This is a genomic window from Pseudomonas cremoris (assembly GCF_014230465.1).
Window position 1 is genome coordinate 296427 of sequence record NZ_JAAXCY010000004.1, and the last position, 23749, is coordinate 320175.

24 protein-coding genes are annotated in these 23749 nt (G+C 59.4%); 17 read left to right on the plus strand and 7 right to left on the minus strand.

Going from position 1 to position 23749, the window contains the following annotated elements:
• Positions 1-25 precede the first annotated feature (25 nt).
• The 7 genes from HF257_RS11280 (at position 26) to ispD (ending at position 7816) form a co-directional block, all read left to right on the plus strand.
• Positions 26-973, plus strand: coding sequence for an acetyl-CoA carboxylase carboxyltransferase subunit alpha (locus HF257_RS11280; RefSeq protein WP_003172288.1), 948 nt, complete (start codon positions 26-28; stop codon positions 971-973).
• Positions 974-1148: 175 nt separating this feature from the next.
• Positions 1149-2459, plus strand: coding sequence for a tRNA lysidine(34) synthetase TilS (tilS, locus tag HF257_RS11285; RefSeq protein ID WP_185707378.1), 1311 nt, complete (start codon positions 1149-1151; stop codon positions 2457-2459).
• Positions 2460-2732: 273 nt separating this feature from the next.
• A complete protein-coding gene (locus tag HF257_RS11290) occupies positions 2733-4364 on the plus strand; it encodes a CTP synthase (protein ID WP_185707376.1) in 1632 nt (543 codons plus the stop codon).
• 5 nt (positions 4365-4369) lie between these two features.
• Positions 4370-5215: a 3-deoxy-8-phosphooctulonate synthase gene (gene kdsA / locus HF257_RS11295; protein ID WP_010212442.1), complete on the plus strand. Its 846-nt coding sequence runs from the start codon at positions 4370-4372 to the stop codon at positions 5213-5215.
• A gap of 157 nt (positions 5216-5372) precedes the next feature.
• A complete protein-coding gene (eno, locus tag HF257_RS11300; protein WP_105696254.1) occupies positions 5373-6662 on the plus strand; it encodes a phosphopyruvate hydratase in 1290 nt (429 codons plus the stop codon).
• A gap of 171 nt (positions 6663-6833) precedes the next feature.
• Positions 6834-7112, plus strand: coding sequence for a cell division protein FtsB (gene ftsB / locus HF257_RS11305; RefSeq protein ID WP_049709653.1), 279 nt, complete (start codon positions 6834-6836; stop codon positions 7110-7112).
• The gene (gene ispD, locus HF257_RS11310) at positions 7109-7816 is read left to right on the plus strand and encodes a 2-C-methyl-D-erythritol 4-phosphate cytidylyltransferase (protein WP_185707374.1); all 708 of its coding nucleotides are present in this window, start codon (positions 7109-7111) and stop codon (positions 7814-7816) included. The genes ftsB and ispD overlap by 4 nt, the downstream gene beginning before the upstream one ends.
• Before the next feature lie 129 nt (positions 7817-7945).
• Here the strand turns inward: ispD and HF257_RS11315 are convergent, their stop codons facing one another.
• Positions 7946-8842, minus strand: coding sequence for a LysR substrate-binding domain-containing protein (locus HF257_RS11315; RefSeq protein WP_185707372.1), 897 nt, complete (start codon positions 8840-8842; stop codon positions 7946-7948).
• 109 nt (positions 8843-8951) lie between these two features.
• On the opposite strand from HF257_RS11315, the gene HF257_RS11320 reads away from it, so the two are divergent.
• The 8 genes from HF257_RS11320 to rpoS all read left to right on the plus strand — a co-directional run bounded on the left by HF257_RS11320 (position 8952) and on the right by rpoS (position 16071).
• Complete coding sequence (locus HF257_RS11320; RefSeq protein WP_110623477.1) at positions 8952-10064, plus strand: S-(hydroxymethyl)glutathione dehydrogenase/class III alcohol dehydrogenase; 1113 nt, start codon at positions 8952-8954, stop codon at positions 10062-10064.
• An 8-nt stretch (positions 10065-10072) separates the two neighbouring features.
• Positions 10073-10918, plus strand: a complete 846-nt coding sequence (gene fghA, locus HF257_RS11325) for an S-formylglutathione hydrolase (protein ID WP_185707370.1) — start codon at positions 10073-10075, stop codon at positions 10916-10918.
• Positions 10919-10972: 54 nt separating this feature from the next.
• Positions 10973-11446 (plus strand): 2-C-methyl-D-erythritol 2,4-cyclodiphosphate synthase, encoded by a 474-nt coding sequence (ispF, locus tag HF257_RS11330; RefSeq protein ID WP_025855145.1) that lies wholly within the window; start codon positions 10973-10975, stop codon positions 11444-11446.
• Positions 11443-12501 carry a tRNA pseudouridine(13) synthase TruD gene (gene truD / locus HF257_RS11335; RefSeq protein ID WP_185707368.1) on the plus strand — a complete coding sequence of 353 codons (1059 nt, stop codon included), beginning with the start codon at positions 11443-11445 and terminating at the stop codon, positions 12499-12501. Before ispF ends, truD begins: the two co-directional genes overlap by 4 nt.
• The gene (surE, locus tag HF257_RS11340; protein WP_185707366.1) at positions 12489-13238 is read left to right on the plus strand and encodes a 5'/3'-nucleotidase SurE; all 750 of its coding nucleotides are present in this window, start codon (positions 12489-12491) and stop codon (positions 13236-13238) included. The genes truD and surE overlap by 13 nt, the downstream gene beginning before the upstream one ends.
• A 41-nt stretch (positions 13239-13279) precedes the next feature.
• Positions 13280-13915: a protein-L-isoaspartate(D-aspartate) O-methyltransferase gene (locus tag HF257_RS11345; protein ID WP_177325361.1), complete on the plus strand. Its 636-nt coding sequence runs from the start codon at positions 13280-13282 to the stop codon at positions 13913-13915.
• A gap of 209 nt (positions 13916-14124) precedes the next feature.
• The gene (locus HF257_RS11350) at positions 14125-14961 is read left to right on the plus strand and encodes a peptidoglycan DD-metalloendopeptidase family protein (RefSeq protein WP_185707364.1); all 837 of its coding nucleotides are present in this window, start codon (positions 14125-14127) and stop codon (positions 14959-14961) included.
• Between the two features lie 105 nt (positions 14962-15066).
• The gene (gene rpoS / locus HF257_RS11355) at positions 15067-16071 is read left to right on the plus strand and encodes an RNA polymerase sigma factor RpoS (RefSeq protein ID WP_025855149.1); all 1005 of its coding nucleotides are present in this window, start codon (positions 15067-15069) and stop codon (positions 16069-16071) included.
• A 218-nt stretch (positions 16072-16289) separates the two neighbouring features.
• Here the strand turns inward: rpoS and HF257_RS11360 are convergent, their stop codons facing one another.
• Positions 16290-16499 (minus strand): cold-shock protein, encoded by a 210-nt coding sequence (locus HF257_RS11360; RefSeq protein ID WP_002554837.1) that lies wholly within the window; start codon positions 16497-16499, stop codon positions 16290-16292.
• A 399-nt stretch (positions 16500-16898) separates the two neighbouring features.
• Between HF257_RS11360 and dcd the strand changes: the two genes are divergently transcribed.
• Complete coding sequence (gene dcd / locus HF257_RS11365; protein WP_010212421.1) at positions 16899-17465, plus strand: dCTP deaminase; 567 nt, start codon at positions 16899-16901, stop codon at positions 17463-17465.
• Between the two features lie 107 nt (positions 17466-17572).
• Positions 17573-17770, plus strand: coding sequence for a hypothetical protein (locus HF257_RS11370; protein ID WP_065886112.1), 198 nt, complete (start codon positions 17573-17575; stop codon positions 17768-17770).
• A 3-nt stretch (positions 17771-17773) separates the two neighbouring features.
• On the opposite strand, the gene pdeM is transcribed toward HF257_RS11370, so the two are convergent.
• From pdeM to HF257_RS11395, 5 genes are all read right to left on the minus strand, one after another.
• Positions 17774-18424, minus strand: coding sequence for a ligase-associated DNA damage response endonuclease PdeM (pdeM, locus tag HF257_RS11375; RefSeq protein WP_185707362.1), 651 nt, complete (start codon positions 18422-18424; stop codon positions 17774-17776).
• On the minus strand, positions 18424-20904 hold the full coding sequence (locus HF257_RS11380) for a ligase-associated DNA damage response DEXH box helicase (RefSeq protein ID WP_185707360.1): 2481 nt from the start codon (positions 20902-20904) through the stop codon (positions 18424-18426). The genes pdeM and HF257_RS11380 overlap by 1 nt, the downstream gene beginning before the upstream one ends.
• 61 nt (positions 20905-20965) lie before the next feature.
• Positions 20966-22261, minus strand: a complete 1296-nt coding sequence (locus HF257_RS11385) for an ArnT family glycosyltransferase (RefSeq protein ID WP_233100286.1) — start codon at positions 22259-22261, stop codon at positions 20966-20968.
• A 120-nt stretch (positions 22262-22381) separates the two neighbouring features.
• Complete coding sequence (locus HF257_RS11390; RefSeq protein ID WP_185707356.1) at positions 22382-23317, minus strand: glycosyltransferase family 2 protein; 936 nt, start codon at positions 23315-23317, stop codon at positions 22382-22384.
• The gene (locus HF257_RS11395) at positions 23289-23675 is read right to left on the minus strand and encodes a GtrA family protein (protein WP_185707354.1); all 387 of its coding nucleotides are present in this window, start codon (positions 23673-23675) and stop codon (positions 23289-23291) included. The genes HF257_RS11390 and HF257_RS11395 overlap by 29 nt, the downstream gene beginning before the upstream one ends.
• Positions 23676-23749 lie beyond the last annotated feature (74 nt).

The following is a 23749-nucleotide window of genomic DNA, read 5'->3' on the forward strand; positions in this document are numbered from 1 at the left end:
GGCCGTCGACCCAAGACGGACGCTTATGAACCCGAATTTTCTTGATTTCGAACAGCCGATCGCTGACCTGCAAGCCAAGATTGAAGAACTGCGCCTGGTCGGCAATGACAATTCGCTGAATATCGGCGATGAGATCGCTCGCCTGCAGGACAAGAGCAGCACCCTGACCGAAGACATCTTCGGCAAGCTGACCAGCTGGCAGATCGCGCGCCTGGCCCGCCACCCGCGCCGCCCGTACACCTTGGACTACATCCAGCACATTTTCACCGAGTTCGACGAGTTGCATGGCGACCGCCACTTCTCCGACGACGCGGCTATCGTGGGCGGTATCGCTCGCCTGGACGACCAACCAGTGATGGTGATCGGTCACCAGAAAGGCCGTGAAGTACGCGAGAAAGTCCGTCGCAACTTCGGCATGCCGCGCCCGGAAGGCTACCGCAAGGCGTGCCGCCTGATGGAAATGGCCGAACGCTTCAAGATGCCGATACTGACCTTCATCGACACCCCGGGTGCCTACCCAGGTATCGACGCTGAAGAACGCAACCAGAGCGAAGCGATTGCCTGGAACCTTCGCGTCATGTCTCGCCTGAAAACCCCGATCATCGCCACCGTAATCGGTGAAGGTGGTTCCGGCGGCGCACTGGCCATTGGCGTCTGCGACCAACTGAACATGCTGCAATACTCGACCTACGCGGTGATTTCGCCGGAAGGTTGCGCCTCGATCCTGTGGAAAACCGCCGAAAAGGCACCGGACGCTGCCGAAGCCATGGGCATCACTGCCGATCGCCTCAAAGGCCTGGGTATCGTGGACAAAGTGATCGCCGAGCCACTGGGCGGCGCCCACCGTGACCCGGCTGCTGCTGCCGCGACCATTCGCGCTGAGCTGGGCTCGCAACTGGCGATGCTCAAGAAGCTGGATAACGAAGCGCTGTTGGCGCGCCGTTATGAGCGTCTGATGAGCTACGGTCTCTGATCAGGCACTGATCTGGCAGACAATGCAGTACTCGTGTGGGAGCGGGCTTGCTCGCGAAAGCGGTGTTCCAGTCAACTTATTCAGTGACTGACACGCTTTCGCGAGCAAGCCCGCTCCCACATTTGCTTTGTGTATGCTGGGCCGACGTATTCCAGATTTGCAGCGGTAACCTGTGATGAAGCCAACTCTGCCCGCTAAACTCCTGCAAGCCTTGTCTCCTTGGCGCAACGCCCCGGCTTGGCATATCGCATTCTCCGGCGGGCTTGATTCAACTGTCCTGCTGCACCTCCTGGCCAACGCCAAAGACCTTCCGCCTCTCGGCGCCATTCATATTCACCATGGCTTGCAAGCTGCAGCAGACGCATGGCCGGCGCATTGCCAGTCGGTGTGTGATGCCCTGGGCGTACCCCTGCGCATCATGCGCGTCCACGTCCAGCCAGGCGCCAGCCTTGAACGTGCCGCCCGTGATGCGCGTTACCAGGCGTTTGCTGAGGTGACCGGGGCAGGGGAGGTCTTGCTGACCGGCCAGCACCGTGACGACCAAGCGGAGACCCTGCTGTTTCGCTTGCTTCGCGGGGCCGGGGTGCGCGGGCTGGCGGCAATGCCGGCGTATCGCCCATTGGCGGCGGGTCATCTGGTGCGGCCGTTGCTGGATGTCTCGAGGGTTGAGTTGGAAGCCTACGCTCACGAGCATCGGCTCCAGTGGATCGAAGATCCCTCCAACGCCGACTCGCGTTTCTCCCGTAACTATCTGCGCCATCGTGTACTCCCCACGCTCACCGAGCGCTGGCCCCAAGCCGTATCAAGCCTGGCGCGCACCGCCGAGCACCTGAGTGAAGCCCAGGCATTGCTCGATGAGCTGGCAGGGATGGATCTGCAAGGTGCCGATCAACTTTCGCGGTTTCCCTGGCTACCGTTGCCGTCCTTGGTGCTTGCACCACTGCGTGAGCTTTCCGACGCCCGCCAGCGTAATGCCCTGCGTCACTGGCTGACGCCGCTCACTCGACTGCCCGACAGCGACCACTGGGCCAGTTGGTATTCCTTGCGGGATGCCAAGGGCGACGCACAACCGTTATGGCGCCTGGCCGACGGGGAGTTGCATCGTTGCGCCGAGCGCATCTGGTGGGTGCCCGCTGCTTGGTCGGAATTTTCTGACGCAACGGTGAGCTGGCCCACTCTGCAAAACCCACTAGAGTTACCCGGCAATGGACGGCTCGAATTCGTAGGGGAGGTCCCCAAAGGGTCTTTCGAGGTTCGCTATCGTCAGGGCGGTGAAATCATCGAAGTGCCCGGTCGAGGGCGGCGGGACTTAAAGCGTCTGCTTAATGAATGCGGGGTGCCAGGGTTCGTACGTGGCAGATTGCCGCTGCTGTATCGGGACGAGCAGTTGCTGGCTGTCCCAACCCTTGCAGGGCTATGGCCCAACGCGACAGGTGATTGGCAATTACATTGGATGCCACAGACCTGCGATCAAGGTTTGAGCTGATAGAGCCTTTCCGGTAGACTACGCTCCCTTCTTGATACAACTTCTGTGGATTCTCCTGAATCGCAGCAGTTGCCGATTACCAAGCAGTCTTTGCTGGGCGATTCCAAAAAATGTGTAGCGATCAACGTACCGGTGTTTCATTGCTGGTCTGTCACCACGCGGCGGTTTTTTTGAAAGGTGCACTGTGATTAATGCAGGTGATCGGGGGCTTCGGCCTTCCTTCGCTTTCCCCGGCGGCTCGGACCGCTTTAACGCAGACTTCTAGGGTTTTTCATGACGCGCTACATATTCGTCACGGGCGGTGTTGTTTCTTCATTGGGGAAAGGCATCGCATCGGCTTCATTGGCGGCCATCCTGGAGGCGCGGGGACTTAAGGTCACCATGCTCAAGCTGGACCCGTACATCAACGTTGACCCGGGCACCATGAGCCCGTTCCAGCACGGTGAAGTGTTCGTCACCCACGACGGCGCCGAAACCGACCTGGACCTGGGCCACTACGAGCGGTTCATCCGCACGACCATGACCCAGAACAACAACTTCACCACCGGCCGTGTCTACGAGCACGTGCTGCGCAAGGAGCGTCGTGGTGACTACCTGGGTGCAACCATCCAGGTGATCCCGCACATCACCGACGAAATCAAGCGCCGCATCATCAAGGGTGCAGGCGATGCCGACGTGGCAATGGTCGAGATCGGTGGCACCGTGGGTGACATCGAGTCCCAACCGTTCCTCGAAGCCATCCGCCAGCTGCGCTTCGAAGTCGGCGCCAAGCGCGCGATGCTGATGCACCTGACCTTGGTGCCGTACATCGCGACCGCCGGCGAAACCAAAACCAAGCCAACCCAGCACTCGGTCAAGGAACTGCGTTCCATCGGCCTGCAGCCGGACGTGCTGGTGTGCCGCTCCGATCACCCGATCGACATTTCCTCGCGTCGCAAGATCGCGCAATTCACCAACGTTGAAGAGCGTGCGGTGATCGCGCTGGAAGACGCCGACACCATCTACAAGATCCCGGGCATCCTGCATTCGCAAGGCCTGGACGATTTTGTGGTTGAGCGTTTCGGCCTGCAATGCGGTGGTGCGGACCTGTCCGAGTGGGACGCGGTAGTTGACGCCAAGCTCAACCCTGAGCATGAAGTCACCATCGCCATGGTCGGCAAGTACATGGAATTGCTGGACGCGTACAAGTCGCTGATCGAAGCGATGAGCCACGCCGGTATCAGCAACCGTACCAAGGTCAACCTGCGCTACATCGACTCTGAAGACATCGAGAACCAAGGCACTGCCTTGCTCGAAGGTGTGGACGCAATCCTCGTGCCTGGCGGATTCGGCCTGCGTGGCGTGGAAGGCAAGATCACTGCCGTGCAGTACGCTCGTGAGAACAAGGTGCCTTACCTGGGTATCTGCCTGGGCATGCAAGTGGCCGTTATCGAGTTCGCCCGTAACGTGTTGGGTTGGAAAGACGCCAACTCCACCGAGTTCGACAGCAAGAGCGGCCATCCGGTCGTGGGCCTGATCACCGAGTGGGAAGATGCCACCGGCGCCGTCGAGACCCGTACCGAAGCTTCCGACCTGGGCGGCACCATGCGCCTTGGCGCGCAAGACTGCCTGCTGGAGCCGGGCTCGCTGGTTCACGACTGCTACGGCAAGGACGTGATCGTCGAGCGTCACCGTCACCGCTACGAAGTGAACAACAACCTGCTGCCGCAAATCAAAGAGGCTGGCCTGAAAATCTCCGGTCGCTCCGGTGATGGCGCGCTGGTTGAAGTGGTCGAAGCTCCGGATCATCCATGGTTCGTCGCTTGCCAGTTCCACCCGGAGTTCACCTCGACGCCGCGCGACGGTCACCCGTTGTTCAGCGGTTTCGTCAAGGCAGCACTGACGCAACACCAGAAGAAGGCGTAACCCTGATGGCCCAGAAGATCATTCGCGTCGGCGACATCGAGATTGCCAACGACAAGCCCATGGTGCTGTTCGGCGGCATGAACGTGCTGGAAAGCCGCGACATGGCGATGCAGGTCTGTGAAGAATACGTAAAGGTCACCGAGAAACTCGGTATCCCCTACGTGTTCAAGGCCAGCTTCGACAAGGCCAACCGTTCGTCCGTGACCTCCTATCGCGGCCCGGGCCTTGAAGAAGGCATGCGGATCTTCCAGGACATCAAGCAAGCCTTCGGCGTGCCGATCATCACCGACGTCCACGAGCCTGAGCAGGCTGCCGTGGTCGCCGAGGTGTGCGACATCATCCAGTTGCCGGCCTTCCTGTCGCGCCAGACCGACCTGGTCGTCGCGATGGCCAAGACCGGCGCGGTGATCAATATCAAGAAAGCCCAGTTCCTCGCGCCCCAGGAGATGAAACACATCCTGAACAAGTGCGTGGAAGCGGGTAACGACCAGTTGATCCTCTGCGAGCGTGGTTCGAGCTTCGGCTACAACAACCTCGTGGTGGACATGCTCGGTTTCGGCATCATGAAGCAGTTCGAATACCCGGTGTTCTTCGACGTGACCCACGCGCTGCAAATGCCCGGTGGTCGCGCCGATTCCGCTGGCGGGCGTCGTGCCCAGGTACTGGACCTGGCCAAGGCGGGCATCAGCCAGTCCCTGGCGGGCCTGTTCCTGGAAGCCCACCCGGACCCGGACAACGCCAAATGCGACGGCCCATGCGCCCTGCGCCTGGACAAGCTGGAGCCGTTCCTGGCCCAGCTCAAGCAATTGGACGAACTGGTCAAGAGTTTTCCGACGGTAGAGACCGCGTAAGCAACGTTTCTCCGGTAAAGTATCCCACGCTAAATGCTCAGGCCCCCGGGCCTGAGCCTTGTCGCCTGCAAGCCTGCCCCGTTGTTCCACCCTTGCGGTCGGTCAAAAGTTTTCCTTCAGCTGCGTCGTTTTCGTCAACTTTGGAGTGTTTACAACAATGGCAAAAATCGTCGACATCAAAGGTCGTGAAGTTCTCGACTCCCGTGGCAACCCCACCGTCGAAGCCGACGTGCTTCTCGATAACGGCATCATCGGCAGCGCCTGCGCGCCGTCCGGTGCGTCTACCGGTTCGCGCGAAGCGCTGGAACTGCGTGATGGCGACAAGAGCCGTTACCTGGGCAAAGGCGTGCTCAAGGCTGTAGCCAACATCAACGGCCCGATCCGCGACCTGCTGCTGGGCAAAGACCCTGTTGACCAGAAAGCCCTCGACCTGGCGATGATCAAGCTCGACGGCACCGAAAACAAAGGCAGCCTGGGCGCCAACGCCATCCTCGCCGTATCCCTGGCCGCTGCCAAGGCTGCTGCACAGGACCAGGACTTGCCGCTGTACGCCCACATCGCCAACCTGAACGGTACACCGGGTGTTTACTCGATGCCGGTTCCGATGATGAACATCATCAACGGTGGCGAGCACGCCGATAACAACGTTGATATCCAGGAATTCATGGTTCAGCCGGTTGGCGCCAAGTCCTTCTCCGAAGGCCTGCGCATGGGCACCGAGATTTTCCATCACCTGAAAGCTGTGCTGAAGGCCCGTGGCCTGAGCACTGCTGTCGGTGACGAAGGTGGTTTCGCACCGAACCTGGCGTCCAACGAAGATGCACTGAAAGTGATCTCCGAAGCTGTGGCCAACGCTGGCTACAAGCTGGGCACCGACGTGACCCTGGCCCTGGACTGCGCGGCCAGCGAGTTCTACGAGGACGGTAAATACAACCTGTCCGGCGAAGGCCAGGTGTTCAACTCCGAAGGTTTCGCGGAATACCTGAAAGGTTTGACCCAGCGCTACCCGATCATCTCGATCGAAGACGGCCTGGACGAATCCGATTGGGACGGCTGGAAAATCCTCACCGACAAAATCGGCGAGAAGATCCAACTGGTGGGCGACGACCTGTTCGTGACCAACACCAAGATCCTGAAAGAAGGCATCGACAAGTCGATCGCCAACTCGATCCTGATCAAGTTCAACCAGATCGGCACCCTGACCGAAACCCTGGAAGCTATCCAGATGGCCAAGGCTGCGGGCTACACCGCCGTGATCTCCCACCGCTCCGGCGAAACCGAAGATTCGACCATTGCCGACCTGGCTGTGGGCACGTCGGCGGGCCAGATCAAGACCGGTTCCCTGTGCCGTTCCGACCGCGTTTCCAAGTACAACCAATTGCTGCGTATCGAAGAGCAACTGGCGGGCAAGGCCAAGTACAACGGTCGTGGTGAGTTTCGCGGCTGATCGGCAAATGGTAAAAAGTCGGCGGATTGCGTCGGAAAACTCACGACAGAGTCAATTTCGACGCTAATCTGATGGCTAACAAGCACAAGCCTGGTTTTTCCAGGCTTCGTGCTATCAGTTGCTTCAAAAGTTTTGCATGGCTGTCTTTTTTCACTGGATACCTGATATTCGATGCGCAGTCCCAATTGGTTGTTCCTCGTCTTGCTCTTGTTGCTGGCTGGCCTGCAGTACCGCCTATGGGTGGGGAATGGCAGCTTTGCGCAGGTAAAAGACCTGACCGAGCAAATTGCTGCACAGCACGCCGAAAATGAAGTTCTGCTGGAGCGCAACCGCGTCCTCGATGCCGAGGTGCTTGAGCTGAAAAAAGGCACGGAGACCGTCGAAGAGCGGGCTCGCCATGAGTTGGGCATGGTCAAGGAGGGCGAAACCCTCTACCAGTTGGCCCAATGAGTCACGATTTGCCGGCCTTCTGGGCCGTGATTCCTGCCGCGGGCGTCGGTGCCCGTATGGCTGCGGACCGCCCCAAGCAGTACCTGCAACTGGGCGGGCGCACAATTCTGGAACACAGCCTCGGCTGTTTTCTCGACCATCCTTCCCTTAAGGGCTTGGTGGTCAGTCTTGCTTCTGATGATCCTTACTGGCCCGCTCTGGCCTGCGCTGCCGACCCACGTATTCAGCGTGCGGACGGTGGCTCGGAGCGTTCGGGCTCGGTGCTCAATGCGCTGCTGCAACTCAATGCTCTGGGCGCCAGTGATGATGACTGGGTATTGGTGCACGATGCGGCGCGGCCGAACTTGAGCCGTGACGATCTCGACAAATTGTTGATGGAGCTGGCGGACGATCCGGTGGGTGGCTTGCTTGCCGTGCCGGCTCGCGACACCCTCAAGCGCGTCGATAAGCGCGGGCGGGTGGTGGAAACCGTTGATCGCAGTTTGATCTGGCAAGCTTATACGCCGCAGATGTTCCGTCTGGGCGCGTTGCACCGCGCGTTGGCCGATAGCCTGGTGGCAGATGCGGTGATTACCGATGAGGCCTCGGCTATGGAGTGGTCTGGCCAGGCGCCGCGCTTGATCGAAGGGCGTTCGGACAATATCAAGGTGACCCGGCCGGAGGATTTGGAGTGGTTGCGGTTGCGGTGGGCTAACCGTAGGTAGTCAGCTAGAACGCGGCGACGCCTTCGCGAGCAAGCCCGCTCCCACATTTTGACCGCGTTTCTTCAGGATGCACGCGGTCAAATGTGGGAGCGGGCTTGCTCGCGAAGAGGCCAGTACAAGCCCCCATAATCATCCGCGGTACTCCGGCCTCCCAGCCAACCCTTCCTTCAAGAAATCCACCAACTTCCTCACCTTCGGCGACAAATGCCGCTGCTGCGGATACAGCGCCCACACCGCCGTATTCGGCGGCTGATGCGCCTCCAGCAACGACACCAGCGCGCCACTGTGCAGATGCTCCAGCACGTAATAGTCCGGCAACTGGCACAAGCCCACCCCCTGCAACGCTGCATCCAGCACTGCCTGCCCACTGTTGCAGCGCCAGTTTCCCTGTACCCGCTGGGAAAATTCGCGCCCTTCCTGGGCCAATTGCCAAATGTCAGAGCCCCCGATCAGACAGTTATGCCGGCTCAATTCCGACAGGCTATGGGGCCGGCCATATCGCGCCAGGTATGACGGCGAGGCGCACAGGTACATGCGCCGGGGCGCCAGGCGGCTGGCGACCATGCGCGAATCCTGTAGGCGTCCAAGGCGAATCGCCAGGTCGAGACCTTCGTGTACCAGGTCCAGTTGCCGGTTGCTCAGTTCGATATCCACCCGCAGCTGCGGGTACAACCCCATGAAGCGTGTCACCAAGGGCACGATAAACCGCTCGCCGTAGGCCACGGCGCAGGTCATGCGCAACATGCCCTTGGGCTCGCTGGTGAGATCACCGACGGCGCGCAAGGCTTCTTCTCGACCGTCCTGCAAACGCTGGCAGTGTTGCAAAAAGGTTTGCCCGGCCTCGGTCAGCGTGACTTTGCGCGTGCTGCGGTACAGCAACCGCGTCTGCAGGCGCTCTTCCAGGCGTGCTACTTGCCGGCTGATATGGGATGACGACCCCCCCAGGCGCTCCGCCGCCGCCGTGAATTGGCTGCATTCTGCCACCGCGACGAACTCATCGATGCCTTCCCAGCGGTTTTCCAGCATGGTAATTATCCCTGTACAGCAATAAAGTTTTGCTTTTGTCTGGATTATTAATCAATGGGCCGTGATTTACACTCACCTCCTCAGTTTTTAACCCCTTGGAGAAACCCGGATGATCAAGTCCCGCGCCGCCGTAGCCTTCGAAGCCAAAAAGCCCCTCGAAATCGTTGAAGTGGATGTCGCTATGCCGAAGGCTGGCGAAGTGCTGTTGCGCGTGGTCGCATCCGGCGTGTGCCATACCGACGCCTACACGCTGTCGGGCGCCGATCCGGAAGGTATCTTCCCGTCGATCCTTGGCCATGAAGGCGGTGCGGTGGTTGAAGCCATCGGCGAGGGCGTGACATCGGTGGCTGTTGGCGACCACGTGATCCCGCTGTACACCCCGGAATGTGGCAAGTGCAAATTCTGCCTGTCGGGCAAGACCAATCTGTGCCAGGCCATTCGCTCCACCCAGGGCAAAGGCCTGATGCCGGACGGCACCACGCGTTTTTCCTACAAAGGCCAGCCGATTTTCCACTACATGGGCACCTCGACTTTCTCCGAGTACACCGTGCTGCCGGAAATTTCCGTGGCCAAGATTCCCAAAGAAGCGCCGCTGGAAAAGGTCTGCCTGTTGGGCTGTGGCGTCACCACCGGTATCGGTGCGGTAATCAACACCGCCAAGGTCAAGCCAGGTGACACCGTGGCCATCTTCGGCCTGGGCGGTATCGGCCTGTCGGCGGTGATTGGCGCGGTAAAGGCCAAGGCGGGTCGCATCATCGCCATCGACATCAACCCGGCCAAGTTCGAAATCGCCAAGCAACTGGGCGCGACCGACTGCATCAACCCGAAAGACTACGACCGCCCAATTCAAGATGTGATTGTCGATTTGACTGACGGTGGCGTGGACTTTTCCTTCGAATGTATCGGCAACGTACAACTGATGCGTGCTGCCCTTGAGTGCTGCCACAAAGGTTGGGGTGAGTCGGTAATCATCGGCGTGGCTGGCGCTGGCCAGGAAATTTCCACACGCCCCTTCCAGTTGGTGACCGGTCGCGTCTGGCGCGGTTCGGCCTTCGGTGGCGTGCGCGGTCGCAGCGAATTGCCAAGCTACGTGGAAATGGCCCAGACCGGCGAAATCCCGCTGGACACCTTCATCACCCATACCATGGGCCTGGAAGACATCAACAAAGCATTTGACCTGATGCATGAAGGCAAGAGCATTCGTACCGTCATCCACTTCTGAGGTCGGCCATGAGTCTGGAAAACCTGTCGTGCCAGAAGAGCTTCGGCGGCTGGCATAAACGCTACAAGCATCATTCCGATGTGCTCGGTTGCGACATGACCTTCGCCGTCTACCTGCCGCCGCAAGCGGAGCAGGGCGGCAAGTTGCCGGTGTTGTACTGGCTGTCCGGACTGACCTGCACCGACGAAAACTTCATGCAAAAGGCCGGTGCCCAGCGCATGGCCGCCGAACTGGGGCTGATTATCGTCGCGCCGGACACCAGTCCACGCGGTCCCGGCGTGCCGGGCGACCCGGACAACGCTTGGGATTTTGGCCTGGGCGCGGGCTTCTATCTCAATGCCACCCAGGAGCCCTGGGCCAAGCATTATCGGATGCATGACTACGTGGTGCAGGAATTGCCGGCGTTGGTTGAAGCGCATTTCCCGGCTTCGGACAAGCGCGGCATCAGTGGCCATTCCATGGGCGGCCATGGCGCATTGGTGTGTGCCTTGCGCAACCCTGGGCGCTACCTGTCGGTGTCGGCGTTTTCGCCGATCAACAACCCAATGGATTGCCCTTGGGGCCAGAAAGCCTTCTCCCGTTACCTGGGGGAAGAGCGCTCCAGATGGCGCGAATGGGACGCCTGCGTGCTGATCAGCGAGGCCTCGGAAAAGCTGCCATTGCTGGTAGACCAGGGCGATCGCGATGATTTCCTTGCCGTGCAACTCAAGCCTGAGGCCTTGCAACAAGCTGCGAAGGCGGCCGGCCATCCATTGGAACTGCGCCTGCAACCCGGTTATGACCACAGCTACTTCTTCATCGCCAGCTTCATCGAAGACCATTTGCGTCATCACGGGCGTGCTTTGCTCGGTTAATGTGAGGCAAAAGTAGGTAGAATCACGCCCTGAATTAAATCGGGGCGTTTTTTTATGCGTATTGGCCATGGCTACGATGTGCACCGTTTCGCTGAAGGCGATTTCATCACCTTGGGCGGCGTGCGCATTGCGCACCACCATGGGTTGCTGGCTCATTCCGACGGCGACGTAGTGTTGCATGCCTTGAGCGATGCCTTGCTCGGCGCGGCGGCGTTGGGTGATATCGGCAAGCACTTTCCAGACACCGATCCGACCTTCAAGGGGGCGGACAGCCGTGTACTGCTGCGCCATGTGGTCGGCTTGATCCATGCCAAGGGCTGGAAGGTCGGCAATGTTGATAACACCATCGTGGCCCAGGCGCCGAAAATGGCGCCCCACATCGAATCGATGCGCGCGTTGATTGCTGCGGATCTGCACATTGAGTTGGATCAAGTGAACGTGAAAGCCACTACCACTGAAAAGCTTGGGTTTACCGGCCGTGAAGAGGGCATCGCGGTGCACTCCGTTGCCTTGTTGCTGCGCGCATGAATGACTTGCAATTGCTAGGCCCTCGGGCCTACGGCGAAGCCTTGGGCAGCGCGGTACTGAAAGCCACGGCTGAAGATTTCCAGGTCGATGAAGTGCTCGATATCCCGCTGACCGGCGAGGGTGAGCACCTGTGGTTGTGGGTGGAAAAGCGTGGCCTGAACACCGAGGAAGCCGCACGGCGTATCGCCAAGGCCGCTGGTGTGCCGTTGCGTACCGTCAGCTATGCCGGGCTGAAGGATCGCCAGGCGTTGACCCGCCAGTGGTTCAGCGTGCAACTGCCGGGCAAGGCCGACCCAGACATGAGTGCGGCGGAAAACGACACCCTCAAGATCCTCAAGACTGCCCGTCACAAGCGCAAGCTGCAACGCGGTGCGCATTCGGCCAACGGTTTCACCTTGCGCCTGACTCAGTTCACCGGTGATACCGCCGCCATCGACGCGCGGTTGCAACTGATTGCACAACACGGCATTCCCAATTACTTCGGTGCCCAGCGGTTTGGCCACAATGGTGGCAATGTCGTTGATGCCCGTGAGTGGGCTGCGCGCAAGGCCTTGCCGGAGCAGCGCAATGTGCGTTCGCGGCTGTTGTCCACCGCGCGTAGCTTCCTGTTTAACAAGGTGCTGGCGGCGCGTGTTGCCGATGGTTCCTGGCAGCGCGCCCAGGTCGGCGACCTGCTGGCGTTTACCGACAGTCGCAGTTTTTTTCCGGCGGGGGAGGCTGAATGCAGCGACCCGCGGCTGGCGATCCTGGACCTGCATCCGACCGGGCCACAGTGGGGCGAGGGTGACTCGCCGGCCACAGGTGCAACCCATGAGTTGGAACAAGCGGTTGCTGCCGGTGAAGCCGACCTGCGCGATTGGCTGGTGAATGCCGGCATGAGCCAGGAACGTCGCATTCTGCGACTGCCCATTGGCGGGTTGACGTGGCATTATCCCGGTCCTGACATTCTGCAATTGGAATTCGTCCTGCCGGCCGGATGCTTCGCCACTGTCTTGGTGCGCGAGCTTGTTGATCTGGTGCCGGTGGGGCAGACGGACAGCCCATGCGTATTCTGATATCAAACGATGACGGTGCCACCGCACCCGGTCTTGCCGCGCTCTATGCCGCGCTGCAGAATTACGCCGAGTGCGTGGTGGTTGCCCCCGACCAGGACAAGAGCGGCGCCAGCAGTTCGCTGACGCTCGACCGTCCCCTGCACCCGCAGGTTCTGGCCAATGGCTTTATCAGCGTGAACGGTACCCCCACCGACTGCGTGCACCTGGCAATCAACAGTTTGTTGGATCAGGAGCCGGACTTGGTAGTCTCGGGCATCAACCTGGGTGCAAACCTTGGGGATGATGTGCTGTATTCCGGCACCGTCGCGGCGGCTCTCGAAGGGCGCTTCCTCGGGCGTACTTCGTTCGCCTTTTCATTGGCTTCGCGCCAATTGGACAACCTGCCCACTGCCGCCTACTTCGCGCGCAAGCTGGTGGAGGCCCATGGCTCCCTGGACCTGCCGCCGCGCACGGTACTCAACGTCAATATTCCCAACCTGCCTCTCGACCATATTCGCGGTATCCAACTGACCCGCCTGGGCCATCGTGCTCGTGCTGCGGCTCCGTTGAAGGTGGTCGACCCGCGTGGCAAGGAAGGCTATTGGATCGCCGCAGCGGGCGATGCCGAAGACGGCGGCCCAGGCACGGACTTTCATGCGGTGATGCAAGGTTATGTTTCGATTACCCCGCTGCAACTTGATCGCACCTTCAGTGATGCCTTCAGTAGTCTCGATGGCTGGCTGGAGGCTTTGAACTGATGGCTCGCGAACAAGACGACCTGCTGCGCCGGGGTATCGGGATGACCTCCCAGCGCACCCGCGAGCGTCTGATCCAGCGCTTGTACGAAGAGGGGCTGTCCAACGCCCAGGTGCTGGAAGTGATCCGACGCACGCCTCGGCACCTGTTTGTCGATGAAGCCTTGGCCCACCGTGCGTATGAAGATACGGCGCTGCCCATTGGCCACAACCAGACTATTTCCCAGCCTTACATGGTGGCGCGCATGAGCGAGCTGCTGTTGGCGGCGGGCCCGTTGGACAAGGTGCTGGAGATCGGCACGGGCTCTGGCTACCAGACAGCGGTGTTGTCGCAACTGGTGGAGCGGGTGTTTTCGGTGGAGCGCATCAAGGTCCTGCAGGACCGAGCCAAGGAGCGCCTGGCGGAGTTGAACCTGCGCAATGTGGTGTTCCGTTGGGGCGATGGCTGGGAGGGTTGGCCAGCGCTGGCACCTTATAACGGCATCATCGTTACCGCAGTGGCCACCGATGTACCGCAAGCGTTGCTCGATCAACTGGCGCCTGGCGGGCGGTTGGTCATCCCGGTGGGCTCCGGCGAAGTGCAACAATTGATGCTCATTATTCGTGAGGACGAAGGTTTTTCACGGCATGTACTTGGCGCCGTGCGCTTCGTACCGTTGCTCAATGGCCCGCTGGCCTGATCATTTGTTCGTCTGCAGTGAATTCTGTTGGCGGGGATGTGTCTTACAGCGGGGTTTATAGAGTCAACATGATGAGTGCGCTGGTTTAATCACGATGAATTTTTCGTTTCAGTCGTGTGCCGGTAAAACTCCAATGCCCAGTTATACTTGCGTCATATTTCAAGCCTGATACAGGCATTCATGTTCAGCCACCACAAAGGGAGCGGCGGGTGAGTCTCACAGGTCTTGCGCAGCGTATGAGTAAAACAAGCTTTCAGCGACTGGTGCTTGGCCTTGTCTTGAGTTCCCTGTTGGCCGCGTGCTCGAGCACGTCAAACAACGGTGCGCGGGTGGTTGATCGCAATAATGCCGTGCCGCAAAAGCCGACAGTGACCACCGGACAATATGTGGTACGCAAGGGCGATACGATGTTCTCGATCGCCTTCCGTTATGGTTGGGATTACAAGGCGCTTGCAGCTCGTAACAATATTCCTGTGCCATACACGATACATCCGGGTCAGACGATTCGCTTTGACGGCCGCACCGGTTCAACGCCTACCACGGTGGTGACAAACACCGCTTCTTCACCGTCGTCTTCGAGCAAAACCACCATCATCACAAGGCCAGCAGGCACTGCCTCGCCAACGATTGCGAGCAAGCCCGCGCCGGCGCCTTTGCCCCCTGCAGGGCCTGCTCCGACGGGCTGGGGATGGCCTTCGAACGGTGTACTGATTGGAAAATTCTCTTCAAACGGTAGTTTGAATAAAGGCATTGATATCGCCGGAGATTTGGGACAGCCTGTTTTAGCTGCGTCTGATGGGACAGTGGTGTACGCCGGGAGTGGTTTACGGGGCTACGGCGAGCTGGTCATCATCAAACACAGCGATACCTACGTCAGTGCTTACGGCCACAACCGTAGGCTGTTGGTTCGGGAGGGGCAGCAGGTCAAAGTCGGACAGACAATTGCCGAAATGGGGTCAACTGGTACAGACCGGGTGAAACTGCACTTTGAGATTCGCCGTCAAGGGAAGCCTGTAGATCCGCTGCAATTCCTACCCCGTCGTTGATATGTTGCCAGCCTGTTCCCTCACGTAGAAGGAACAGGCTCAAGCGTTGCCAAGGATAAAGGCGTCGCTAGAGCTTGAGGTCGAACTCACCAAAGGACTATAACAATGGCTCTCAGTAAAGAAGCGCCGGAGTTTGACATCGACGATGAGGTTCTCCTTATGGAGACCGGCATTGCTACGGAATCGATGTCGAATGAGGGACCTGCTGTACCTTCAGTTCGCACCAAGTCCAAGAACTCCACCGCGTTAAAGCAACACAAGTACATTGACTACACACGGGCGCTCGACGCGACCCAGCTGTACCTCAATGAAATCGGCTTTTCCCCTCTGCTTACTCCCGAAGAAGAAGTCCATTTTGCGCGTTTGTCGCAGAAGGGCGATCCGGCTGGGCGTAAGCGCATGATTGAAAGCAACCTGCGCCTGGTGGTGAAAATCGCCCGACGCTACGTCAATCGTGGGCTGTCGCTGCTCGACCTGATCGAGGAGGGCAACCTGGGCTTGATCCGGGCGGTGGAGAAGTTCGACCCTGAGCGGGGCTTCCGCTTTTCAACCTATGCCACCTGGTGGATTCGCCAGACCATCGAACGGGCGATCATGAATCAGACCCGTACGATTCGTTTGCCGATCCATGTGGTCAAGGAGCTCAACGTCTACCTGCGGGCGGCGCGTGAGCTTACTCAAAAACTCGATCATGAACCTTCGCCCGAAGAAATCGCCAACCTGCTGGAAAAACCGGTAGGGGAGGTCAAGCGCATGCTTGGCCTGAACGAGCGGGTGTCTTCGGTCGACGTCTCGCTGGGTCCGGATTCGGATAAAACCCTGCTGGACACCCTGACGGATGATCGCCCTACAGATCCCTGTGAGCTGCTGCAGGACGATGATCTTTCCCAAAGCATTGACCAGTGGCTGTCTGAGCTCACGGACAAGCAGCGCGAGGTGGTGATTCGCCGCTTCGGTCTGCGTGGTCATGAGAGCAGTACCCTGGAGGACGTAGGTCTGGAGATCGGCCTGACCCGTGAGCGGGTGCGGCAGATCCAGGTAGAAGGGCTCAAGCGCTTGCGTGAGATCCTGGAGAAGAATGGCTTGTCGAGTGAGTCGTTGTTTCAATAACGATTGATTCGATCGCTATGACAAAACGCCCGGTGCATGGGAATGCACCGGGCGTTTTGCTGTGCGCTGATCGTTCCTACGCTTTGCGTGGGAATGCAGCCTCGGACGCTCTGCGTCCCAAGGCATGACGCAAAGCGTCACAAGAGGCATTCCCGAACGATAGGCATAAAAAAACCCCGCTTTTAAGGGCGGGGTCTTTTCGACTAAGTCAGTACAAGTTAGATAACTTGAACTTCTTCAGCTTGCATGCCTTTCTGACCGCGGGTAGCGATGAAAGAAACCTGTTGGCCTTCTTTCAGGCTTTTGAAGCCGTCGGATTGGATAGCTTTGAAGTGAACGAACAGGTCGTCACCGGATTGTGGAGTGATGAAGCCGAAGCCTTTTTCATCGTTGAACCACTTAACGGTACCAGTTTGGCGATTAGACATGGTGTATCTCCTTGGACAAAGTTAACTGCGACTCAGGAAAAGCCCTGGCCGAGACTGAGTGCAAAGAGCAGGAAAAATTCTTGGAGATGGTTGGATCGAAATTCAACATATCGTGTAGAGATTCTCAGTGACACAAGCAGCACAGTGGCGCCACCTTAACCCTTTTTCCGGGACGTGCCAATGGTATTTCCGAAGGTTTCTCCATTTTCGTGACTGGCGGTGGTATTTACAGTCTCTAGGTGTGGCAATGCGGACGCCGGCCCCGCTGGCTGCGGCTTTAGCACTAGCACCTCCTTCAGGACATTCATCAACAAAAGTCCCGTGGCCTTTGAACCCCAACGCCGGCCCCGGTAAGATGCCCCACAGAATTTTTCCACCTCGCTATTCAGGACACCCGCCATGAGCATCAAATCGGACAAGTGGATTCGCCGCATGGCGCAAGAGCACGGCATGATCGAACCGTTCGTCGAGCGGCAGATCCGTGGCCAGGGCGATGCCCCGGTGATTTCTTATGGTGTTTCAAGCTACGGTTACGACGTACGCTGCGCCGATGAATTCAAGGTGTTCACCAACATCAACTCGGCGATCGTCGACCCTAAGAACTTCGACGAAAAGAGCTTTGTCGACGTCAAGAGCGACGTCTGCATCATTCCTCCCAACTCGTTCGCCCTGGCACGCACCGTGGAGTTCTTTCGTATTCCCCGTGATGTGCTGACCATCTGCCTGGGTAAAAGCACCTACGCGCGCTGCGGCATCATCGTCAACGTGACGCCGCTGGAACCGGAGTGGGAAGGCCACGTGACCCTGGAATTCTCCAACACCACCACCTTGCCGGCGAAGATCTACGCCAACGAAGGCGTGGCGCAGATGCTGTTCCTGCAGTCCGACGAAGCCTGCGAAGTGTCGTACAAAGACCGTGCAGGCAAGTATCAGGGCCAGCGCGGCGTCACTCTCCCACGCGCTTGATCGAAAGCTCTTACACGTAAAGGGAATTTGTCTGCGGGAAGTGACTCTATTGGGTGTACTGCCTCGGCGCGTGCAAAACGCGCCGAGCCACGCTTGAGGAGTACTTCATGAAGATCAACCCGCGAATCAGCGCCGAACTTGCCCGGCTTGAACCCAACCAGATTGGCGTTCTGGCCTGGTCCCTGATGGCCGACCCCGCCTACGCGGGCGGCATTCCCGGCCAACCTGAGCCGGATTACCCCCAGCCTACCGAACCCGGTGAGCCGACGTTGCCGGACGAGCCACCTCCTGCACCTGTCGCCTGATCCCTAGCCCACTGGCCAGACTTCATGATCGCCAATCACAAAGATTCGGCGGTCATTGTCCTGTTCCACCGCATACCCACCCGTAAACGCGCCAAATGCAGGCAGCAGGCTGAGTCGCGTGCCGATCTGGAAACACGGCAGGCGCAAGCTCTGCCGGCCCTTGCCGCGCAAGCGATACACCGGATGCACATGCCCCGCTAGTACGTGGTGGCTGGTATGAGCGTCTGGTTCGTGCTGCAAGGCAAAGGGGCCCATCAACAGTGGCTCTGCAACCACCTCAATGTTCAGGTCCCGCGGTGGGTCCCCCGCGCGTTTATCGTGATTGCCGCGAATCAGGGTCATGCGTAGCCCCGCACGACGCTCGCGCCAGGCCCGCAACGCGCTTAAGGTGCCGCTGGCGTGAGAGCCGGGGCCGTGCAGGAAGTCCCCGAGAAATATCACGTGCTCGCATGCATGCGCCGACAACAGCCGGTCCAGTCGCTCCAGGTTGGCAGTGGTGGTCCCCTGCGGCACCGGTTGCCCCAGGCTGCGATAAGCCGAAGCCTTGCCGAAATGCACGTCGGCAATCAACAGGCAGCGGCGCGCGGGCCAGTACACCGCCCTATCCGCCAGCAACCACAGTTCTTCACCCTCAAGCAGCAGTGAGCAATGCATCAGCGCTTCCCGTTATCTGCGACTTTTTCCAAGTCCTTGACCATCCGCGCAATGCGCTCCGAGAGTTTTTCCGAACTCATGCTTTCGCGCATCCGCTCCACCAGCAGTGGGAAGGCCAGGGGGGTAGGCCGTTCGATCAGGTGCAGGTCCAGTTTCAGTGCCGACAGATGGTGCAATGTCTCTTCCAAGCGACGAATATCCAACTCGTCTCGCAGGACTTCTTCCCCTGCCTGGGTGAGCAAGAGGTTCTGCGGGTCATATTGTTTGAACACCTCGAAGAACAAGCCGCTGGATGCCTGCACCTGTCGAGTGCTCTTTGGCGCCCCCGGGTAGCCGGCAAACACCAGCCCGGCAATGCGTGCGATCTCGCGAAAACGACGCAGGGCCAATTCCCCTGCATTCAGGCTGGCCGCGACGTCATGCAGTAAATGCTCAGGGCTCAGCAGCGCATCGTCCAGCAACGCAGGCCAATCCAACTCGGTGGCGCTCAACAACTCCAGCCCGTAATCGTTGACCGCAATCGAAAAGGTCACGGCGTGCTGCTGACTGACCCGCCATGCCAGCAGGCTCGCCAGCCCCAGGTGCACCTGGCGCCCGGCGAAAGGGTAGAGGAACAGGTGCCAGCCCTCTCGGGACTTCAACGCTTCTGCCAGCAAGTGCGACCTTGTCGGCAAGCCGGACCAGCGCAACTGAGTCTGCAATAGCGGTTGCACTGCCCGCATCTCCGGGCCGTCAAAGTGCCCGTGTGCCGCCGCATCAAAACGCTCGACGACCGCCTGCGCCAATTCATTGGAAAGTGGCATGCGCCCGCCATTCCAGCGCGGCACGGCGGCTTTTTTAGCGGTGCTGCGGCGTACGTAGGCGGTCATGTTTTCCACGCGCACCAACTCCAGCAAGCGTCCGGCAAACAAGAAGCCATCACCCGGCTTGAGTCGCGCGATAAACCCTTCCTCGACACTGCCCAGGTTCTTGCCGCCGCCGCCCTTGCTCCAGAATTTCAGTTGGATACTCGCATCACTGACGATGGTGCCCACGCTCATCCGATGGCGACGCGCCAACCGTGCATCGGGCACACGCCAGATGCCGTGTTCGTCTGGCTCTACGCGCCGGTAATCGGGATAAGCGGTCAGGGACAAACCGCCATGGCGCACAAAACCCAAGGCCCATGCCCACTCTTCATCTGTCAGGTCGCGGTACGCCCAGGCCTCGCGTACTTCCGCCAACAGCGCGTCCGGTGTAAACCCGCCGCCCAGCGCCATGCTCACCAGATGCTGTACGAGAACGTCCAGCGGATTGTGGGGCGATTCCCGCGCTTCGATGCGCCGCTCGGCGATCGCATCCTGCGCTGCCGCAGCTTCCACCAGCTCCAGGCTATGGGTCGGCACCAGCGTCACCCGCGATGGTCGCCCAGGCGCATGCCCCGAGCGCCCGGCACGTTGCATCAGGCGCGCCACGCCTTTGGCCGAACCGATCTGCAATACGCGCTCTACCGGTAGGAAATCCACCCCCAGGTCCAGGCTCGAGGTGCACACCACGGCCTTGAGTTGGCCGTCTTTGAGAGCTCGCTCCACCCAGTCGCGGGTTTCCCGTGACAGCGAACCATGGTGCAGGGCAATCACCCCGGCCCAATCGGGACGCGCGTCGAGCAACGCCTGATACCAGATTTCCGACTGTGCCCGCGTATTGGTGAACACCAGGCAACTGCTGCTGGCGTCCACCTCGGCAACCACTTGCGGCAGCATCTTCAAGCCGATATGCCCGGCCCAGGGAAAACGCTCGGCAACCGGTGGCAGCAGGGTGTCGACCTGCAGTTCCTTGGCGGTTTGCCCCTGCACATTGATCCCTCCACCTTGTGGGACCAGGACTTCCAGCGCGTGGGATTGATTGCCCAGTGTCGCCGAAATACCCCACACCATCAGATCCGGGTGCCAGCGCCGCAGCCGTGCCAATGCCAGTTGCAACTGCACGCCACGTTTGTTGCCGATCAGCTCGTGCCATTCATCCACCACCACCATGCGCAGGTGCGCCAGGCTCGCTTCGCTGTCGGCGCGGGCGAGCATCAGCGTCAGGCTTTCCGGGGTGGTCACCAGTGCCGTGGGCTGGCGGCGGGTCTGGCGCGCACGCTCGCTGCTGCTGGTATCGCCGGTGCGCAGGCCGATGCTCCAGGGAATCTGCAAGGCCGCAAGCGGCGCTTCCAGGGCGCGTGCGGTGTCGGCGGCGAGGGCGCGCATGGGCGTAACCCACAGCACGGTCAGCGGTTCGGCAGGCGGTTTGCGTTTCCCGGGCGTGGGCGCGCGGCTGATGGCGAAACGATTGAGGGCGGCAAACCACAGGGCGTAGGTCTTTCCTGCGCCGGTGCTGGCGTGCAGCAAGCCCGAACAGCCTTCCCTGACCGCCCGCCATACGTCTTTCTGGAACGCGAACGGCTTCCAGCCTTGAGCTGCAAACCATTGCCTGGCGTAGTCGTTGTGAAGAGGCATGCGGCAGTTAACGCTCTGGGGGGCTTATTCCACAGACCCTCCCGTTGCACCAAAGGTTTAACTAAAGCTGGCCATCGCGACAGTATTGCAGTTGCGAGCCGTTGGCCTGGCCCACGGTATGACAGGTAAACGGCAGCGGTTGCAGCTTGTCCATGCGTTGCACCAGGTAGAAGGGCTCTGCCAGATGAAACTGTTGTGGGGTTTTGTAGTTGCGTGCCCACCCGGCGCTGTAAAACTCGGCGGCATAGGAGCGCGCACCCAGATAGATCAGATCGCCGGGGGCCGAAGCCTGTTGCGCTTTCCAGAGTCCCACGATGTTTTTCTGGTTCTGGGGGCGGTCGGACGCCTTGCCGCTGATGATCAAGCCGCAGCCCACCACCGGCAACACCAGTGCGATGGCGGCGATTACTGTCCCACGGATGTTTCGACAGATCACATCGGCCAGCAATAATGCCCAGGCGGGCAGCGCTGGCAGCACATAGGTCCAAAGAATGTTGGTGGACATGGTAAAGAACAATGGCGCGGAAACAGCCCATCCCAGCACAAAGATGAAGTATTCGGGCTGATCCTCAAGGTGCCCGCGTAGCTTTATCAGCAGCGGTAAAAAAAGCGCCCAAGGCAGTAGCCCGCCCAGCAAGTGCAGCCAGATCATCCCCAACGGCTGCGCATGCGCGCTGCCGTAAAGGTCTCCTTGCCATTGGCTGATGGCATAGCGACTTAAATGTTCCCCGACGATGAAGTATTCCAGGAACCCAGGTGTTTTCTGCTCCGCAAGCCAATACCAGGGCAATGCCACGCCGAGGGTCAGCGCACTGCCCGATAACCAGGGTAGCTCCAACAAGCGGCGCCAATGGGCGGTGACTGCCAGCCATATGGCTGCAGGCATTGCAATCAGTACCAAGGCCAGAGGGCCTTTCGCGAGCAGGCCCAGGCCCAGCCCGAGAAAGCCAGCCAAGGCCCACCCGCGATCGCCGTGCATCAGCCCGCGCCACAGGCCAAAATGCGCGAGCAGCAGGGCGAATACCAGGGCTCCGTCGGTCAGCACGGCACCGCTTGAAAGAAACCCGAGCGTGCACGTCGAATAGATGATTGCGGCGGTCAATCCGACCTGTAGGCTTCGCTCTTGGCTGGCAAAGCGTACGATCAACAGACAGCTCGCGGCGTGCAGCAGCCAGCTCGAAAAGCGGCTGGAAAATTCGTGAATGCCGAACACTTTCATACTCAGGGCCTGGGCCCAAAACGACAGCGGCGGCTTGCCCCAGAATGGAACGTAGTGATCGAACATCGGTGTGATCCAGTCATTGGATGCGAGCATCTTGCGGGCAATTTCCGCATAGCGCGCTTCTGATGTATCCATGAGCGGATACAGCCCAAGTGTCCCCAGGCGCACGAGCAGCACACAAAGCAAGGTTCCCCAGAGCAAGCGAATGGAAACGGAAGGGTTCATGCCGGTAGCCTTATAAATGCGTGGATGAATTCAAGGTTGTTCTCGTTTGCACAGGGAGTTGGGTCTGGGACTGATGATGGCCAGCACCCTGGCGACGTACTCGCCGACCACCGCGGTACCCAGGCACAGCAGCAAGATCGCCTGCATCAGCAAGTGCTGGTAGGTGGGTTCGCCAAATGTTGCGACCCCGGCTATCCACAGAGAACCGAGTAAAAAACTGATCCCGCTCACGTAGCTATAAAGCCGCAAGGGGCGCGTGGAGAAGGCAAGGATCGAGTCGGCCCCGAGGTTTAGCAGCGACAACGTCGACCATTTCGTTTGGCCCGCCTGGCGGGGCTTGCGGTCGTAATTGACTTCGGTGGTGGGGTAGCCGAGCCAACTGACCAGTATTTTCAGGACGCCAGCGTTGTCGTCCATGGCGCGAATGGCGGCCAGCGCATTGGGCCCGATCAGCCGGAAATCACTGACCTCCCGGGGCACATCGAAGCCGTCGATCAACTGGTCCATTGCGGCGTAATAGCACCTGGCAGTCACGCGCTTGTGCCAGGAGTCGCCATGCCGTGAACGGCGCTGCATGTTTACGATTTCAAAACCCTTGCGCCACTCCTGCACCATCAGTGGGACCAGTTCGGGTGGGTCCTGCAGGTCACAATCCAAGATGATCACCGCACGGCCCTGTGCTTCATTAATACCGGCACGCATGGCTGCCTCTTTGCCGAAGTTACGGTTCAGGTGCAGGCTTCTGATTCTCGGGTCCAGGGAGAACTGATCGATTATTGCGGCGGTGTCGTCTTGGCTTCCGTCATTTATATAAAGCACTTCAAACGTGATATTTAATTGTTCAACTGCGTTCAGGAGACGCGCATGAAACTGTGCTAAAACACACTGCTCGTTAAAGCAGGGGATCAATAGCGTAAGTTCTGTAGAGGGCCCAGAGTCAGCGGCGAGGTGTGCGTTTGATGTCATGGTTGAATACCCAGTAATGATTGATCATAAATCCCTGGACGGTAACAATCGCCATTGCCGTTATTTGGGCGAGATACGCATGCATCCCCCAATGGGCCAGTAACCCGACGATAAGCGTGCTGGTTGCAACCTGGGTTGTGGCGCAGACGGCGAACCGAAATCCAATACAGCGGCGTTCGACGAATACCCAAGCCCTGTTGAGGCAGTAGGCGATACCGGCCCCGGTGGCCCCGGCGCAGAATGTTGAAAACGTCGGGCCCCGCCAAGGTAACAAACAGGCAAATATCACCAGGTGAGTTAACGTGGCGATGAAACCGGCCCCCAAGTAACGAATAAATAATCCACGTGTTTTTGGCATGGCTGGAATGTATAAGACTGAATGTGAATCAAATGTCACTTGGCGGTAGGTGTGGTTATGCCTGTTGTTGGGAT

Bases quoted from the DNA above. Each gene is read 5' to 3' on its own strand.
- HF257_RS11280 (WP_003172288.1), top strand. From the start codon at position 26: ATGAACCCGAATTTTCTTGATTTCGAACAGCCGATCGCTGACCTGCAA.
- tilS (WP_185707378.1), top strand. From the start codon at position 1,149: ATGAAGCCAACTCTGCCCGCTAAACTCCTGCAAGCCTTGTCTCCTTGG.
- HF257_RS11290 (WP_185707376.1), top strand. From the start codon at position 2,733: ATGACGCGCTACATATTCGTCACGGGCGGTGTTGTTTCTTCATTGGGG.
- kdsA (WP_010212442.1), top strand. From the start codon at position 4,370: ATGGCCCAGAAGATCATTCGCGTCGGCGACATCGAGATTGCCAACGAC.
- eno (WP_105696254.1), top strand. From the start codon at position 5,373: ATGGCAAAAATCGTCGACATCAAAGGTCGTGAAGTTCTCGACTCCCGT.
- ftsB (WP_049709653.1), top strand. From the start codon at position 6,834: ATGCGCAGTCCCAATTGGTTGTTCCTCGTCTTGCTCTTGTTGCTGGCT.
- ispD (WP_185707374.1), top strand. From the start codon at position 7,109: ATGAGTCACGATTTGCCGGCCTTCTGGGCCGTGATTCCTGCCGCGGGC.
- HF257_RS11315 (WP_185707372.1), bottom strand. From the start codon at position 8,842: ATGCTGGAAAACCGCTGGGAAGGCATCGATGAGTTCGTCGCGGTGGCA.
- HF257_RS11320 (WP_110623477.1), top strand. From the start codon at position 8,952: ATGATCAAGTCCCGCGCCGCCGTAGCCTTCGAAGCCAAAAAGCCCCTC.
- fghA (WP_185707370.1), top strand. From the start codon at position 10,073: ATGAGTCTGGAAAACCTGTCGTGCCAGAAGAGCTTCGGCGGCTGGCAT.
- ispF (WP_025855145.1), top strand. From the start codon at position 10,973: ATGCGTATTGGCCATGGCTACGATGTGCACCGTTTCGCTGAAGGCGAT.
- truD (WP_185707368.1), top strand. From the start codon at position 11,443: ATGAATGACTTGCAATTGCTAGGCCCTCGGGCCTACGGCGAAGCCTTG.
- surE (WP_185707366.1), top strand. From the start codon at position 12,489: ATGCGTATTCTGATATCAAACGATGACGGTGCCACCGCACCCGGTCTT.
- HF257_RS11345 (WP_177325361.1), top strand. From the start codon at position 13,280: ATGACCTCCCAGCGCACCCGCGAGCGTCTGATCCAGCGCTTGTACGAA.
- rpoS (WP_025855149.1), top strand. From the start codon at position 15,067: ATGGCTCTCAGTAAAGAAGCGCCGGAGTTTGACATCGACGATGAGGTT.
- HF257_RS11360 (WP_002554837.1), bottom strand. From the start codon at position 16,499: ATGTCTAATCGCCAAACTGGTACCGTTAAGTGGTTCAACGATGAAAAA.
- dcd (WP_010212421.1), top strand. From the start codon at position 16,899: ATGAGCATCAAATCGGACAAGTGGATTCGCCGCATGGCGCAAGAGCAC.
- HF257_RS11370 (WP_065886112.1), top strand. From the start codon at position 17,573: ATGAAGATCAACCCGCGAATCAGCGCCGAACTTGCCCGGCTTGAACCC.
- pdeM (WP_185707362.1), bottom strand. From the start codon at position 18,424: ATGCATTGCTCACTGCTGCTTGAGGGTGAAGAACTGTGGTTGCTGGCG.
- HF257_RS11380 (WP_185707360.1), bottom strand. From the start codon at position 20,904: ATGCCTCTTCACAACGACTACGCCAGGCAATGGTTTGCAGCTCAAGGC.
- HF257_RS11385 (WP_233100286.1), bottom strand. From the start codon at position 22,261: ATGGATACATCAGAAGCGCGCTATGCGGAAATTGCCCGCAAGATGCTC.
- HF257_RS11390 (WP_185707356.1), bottom strand. From the start codon at position 23,317: ATGACATCAAACGCACACCTCGCCGCTGACTCTGGGCCCTCTACAGAA.
- HF257_RS11395 (WP_185707354.1), bottom strand. From the start codon at position 23,675: ATGCCAAAAACACGTGGATTATTTATTCGTTACTTGGGGGCCGGTTTC.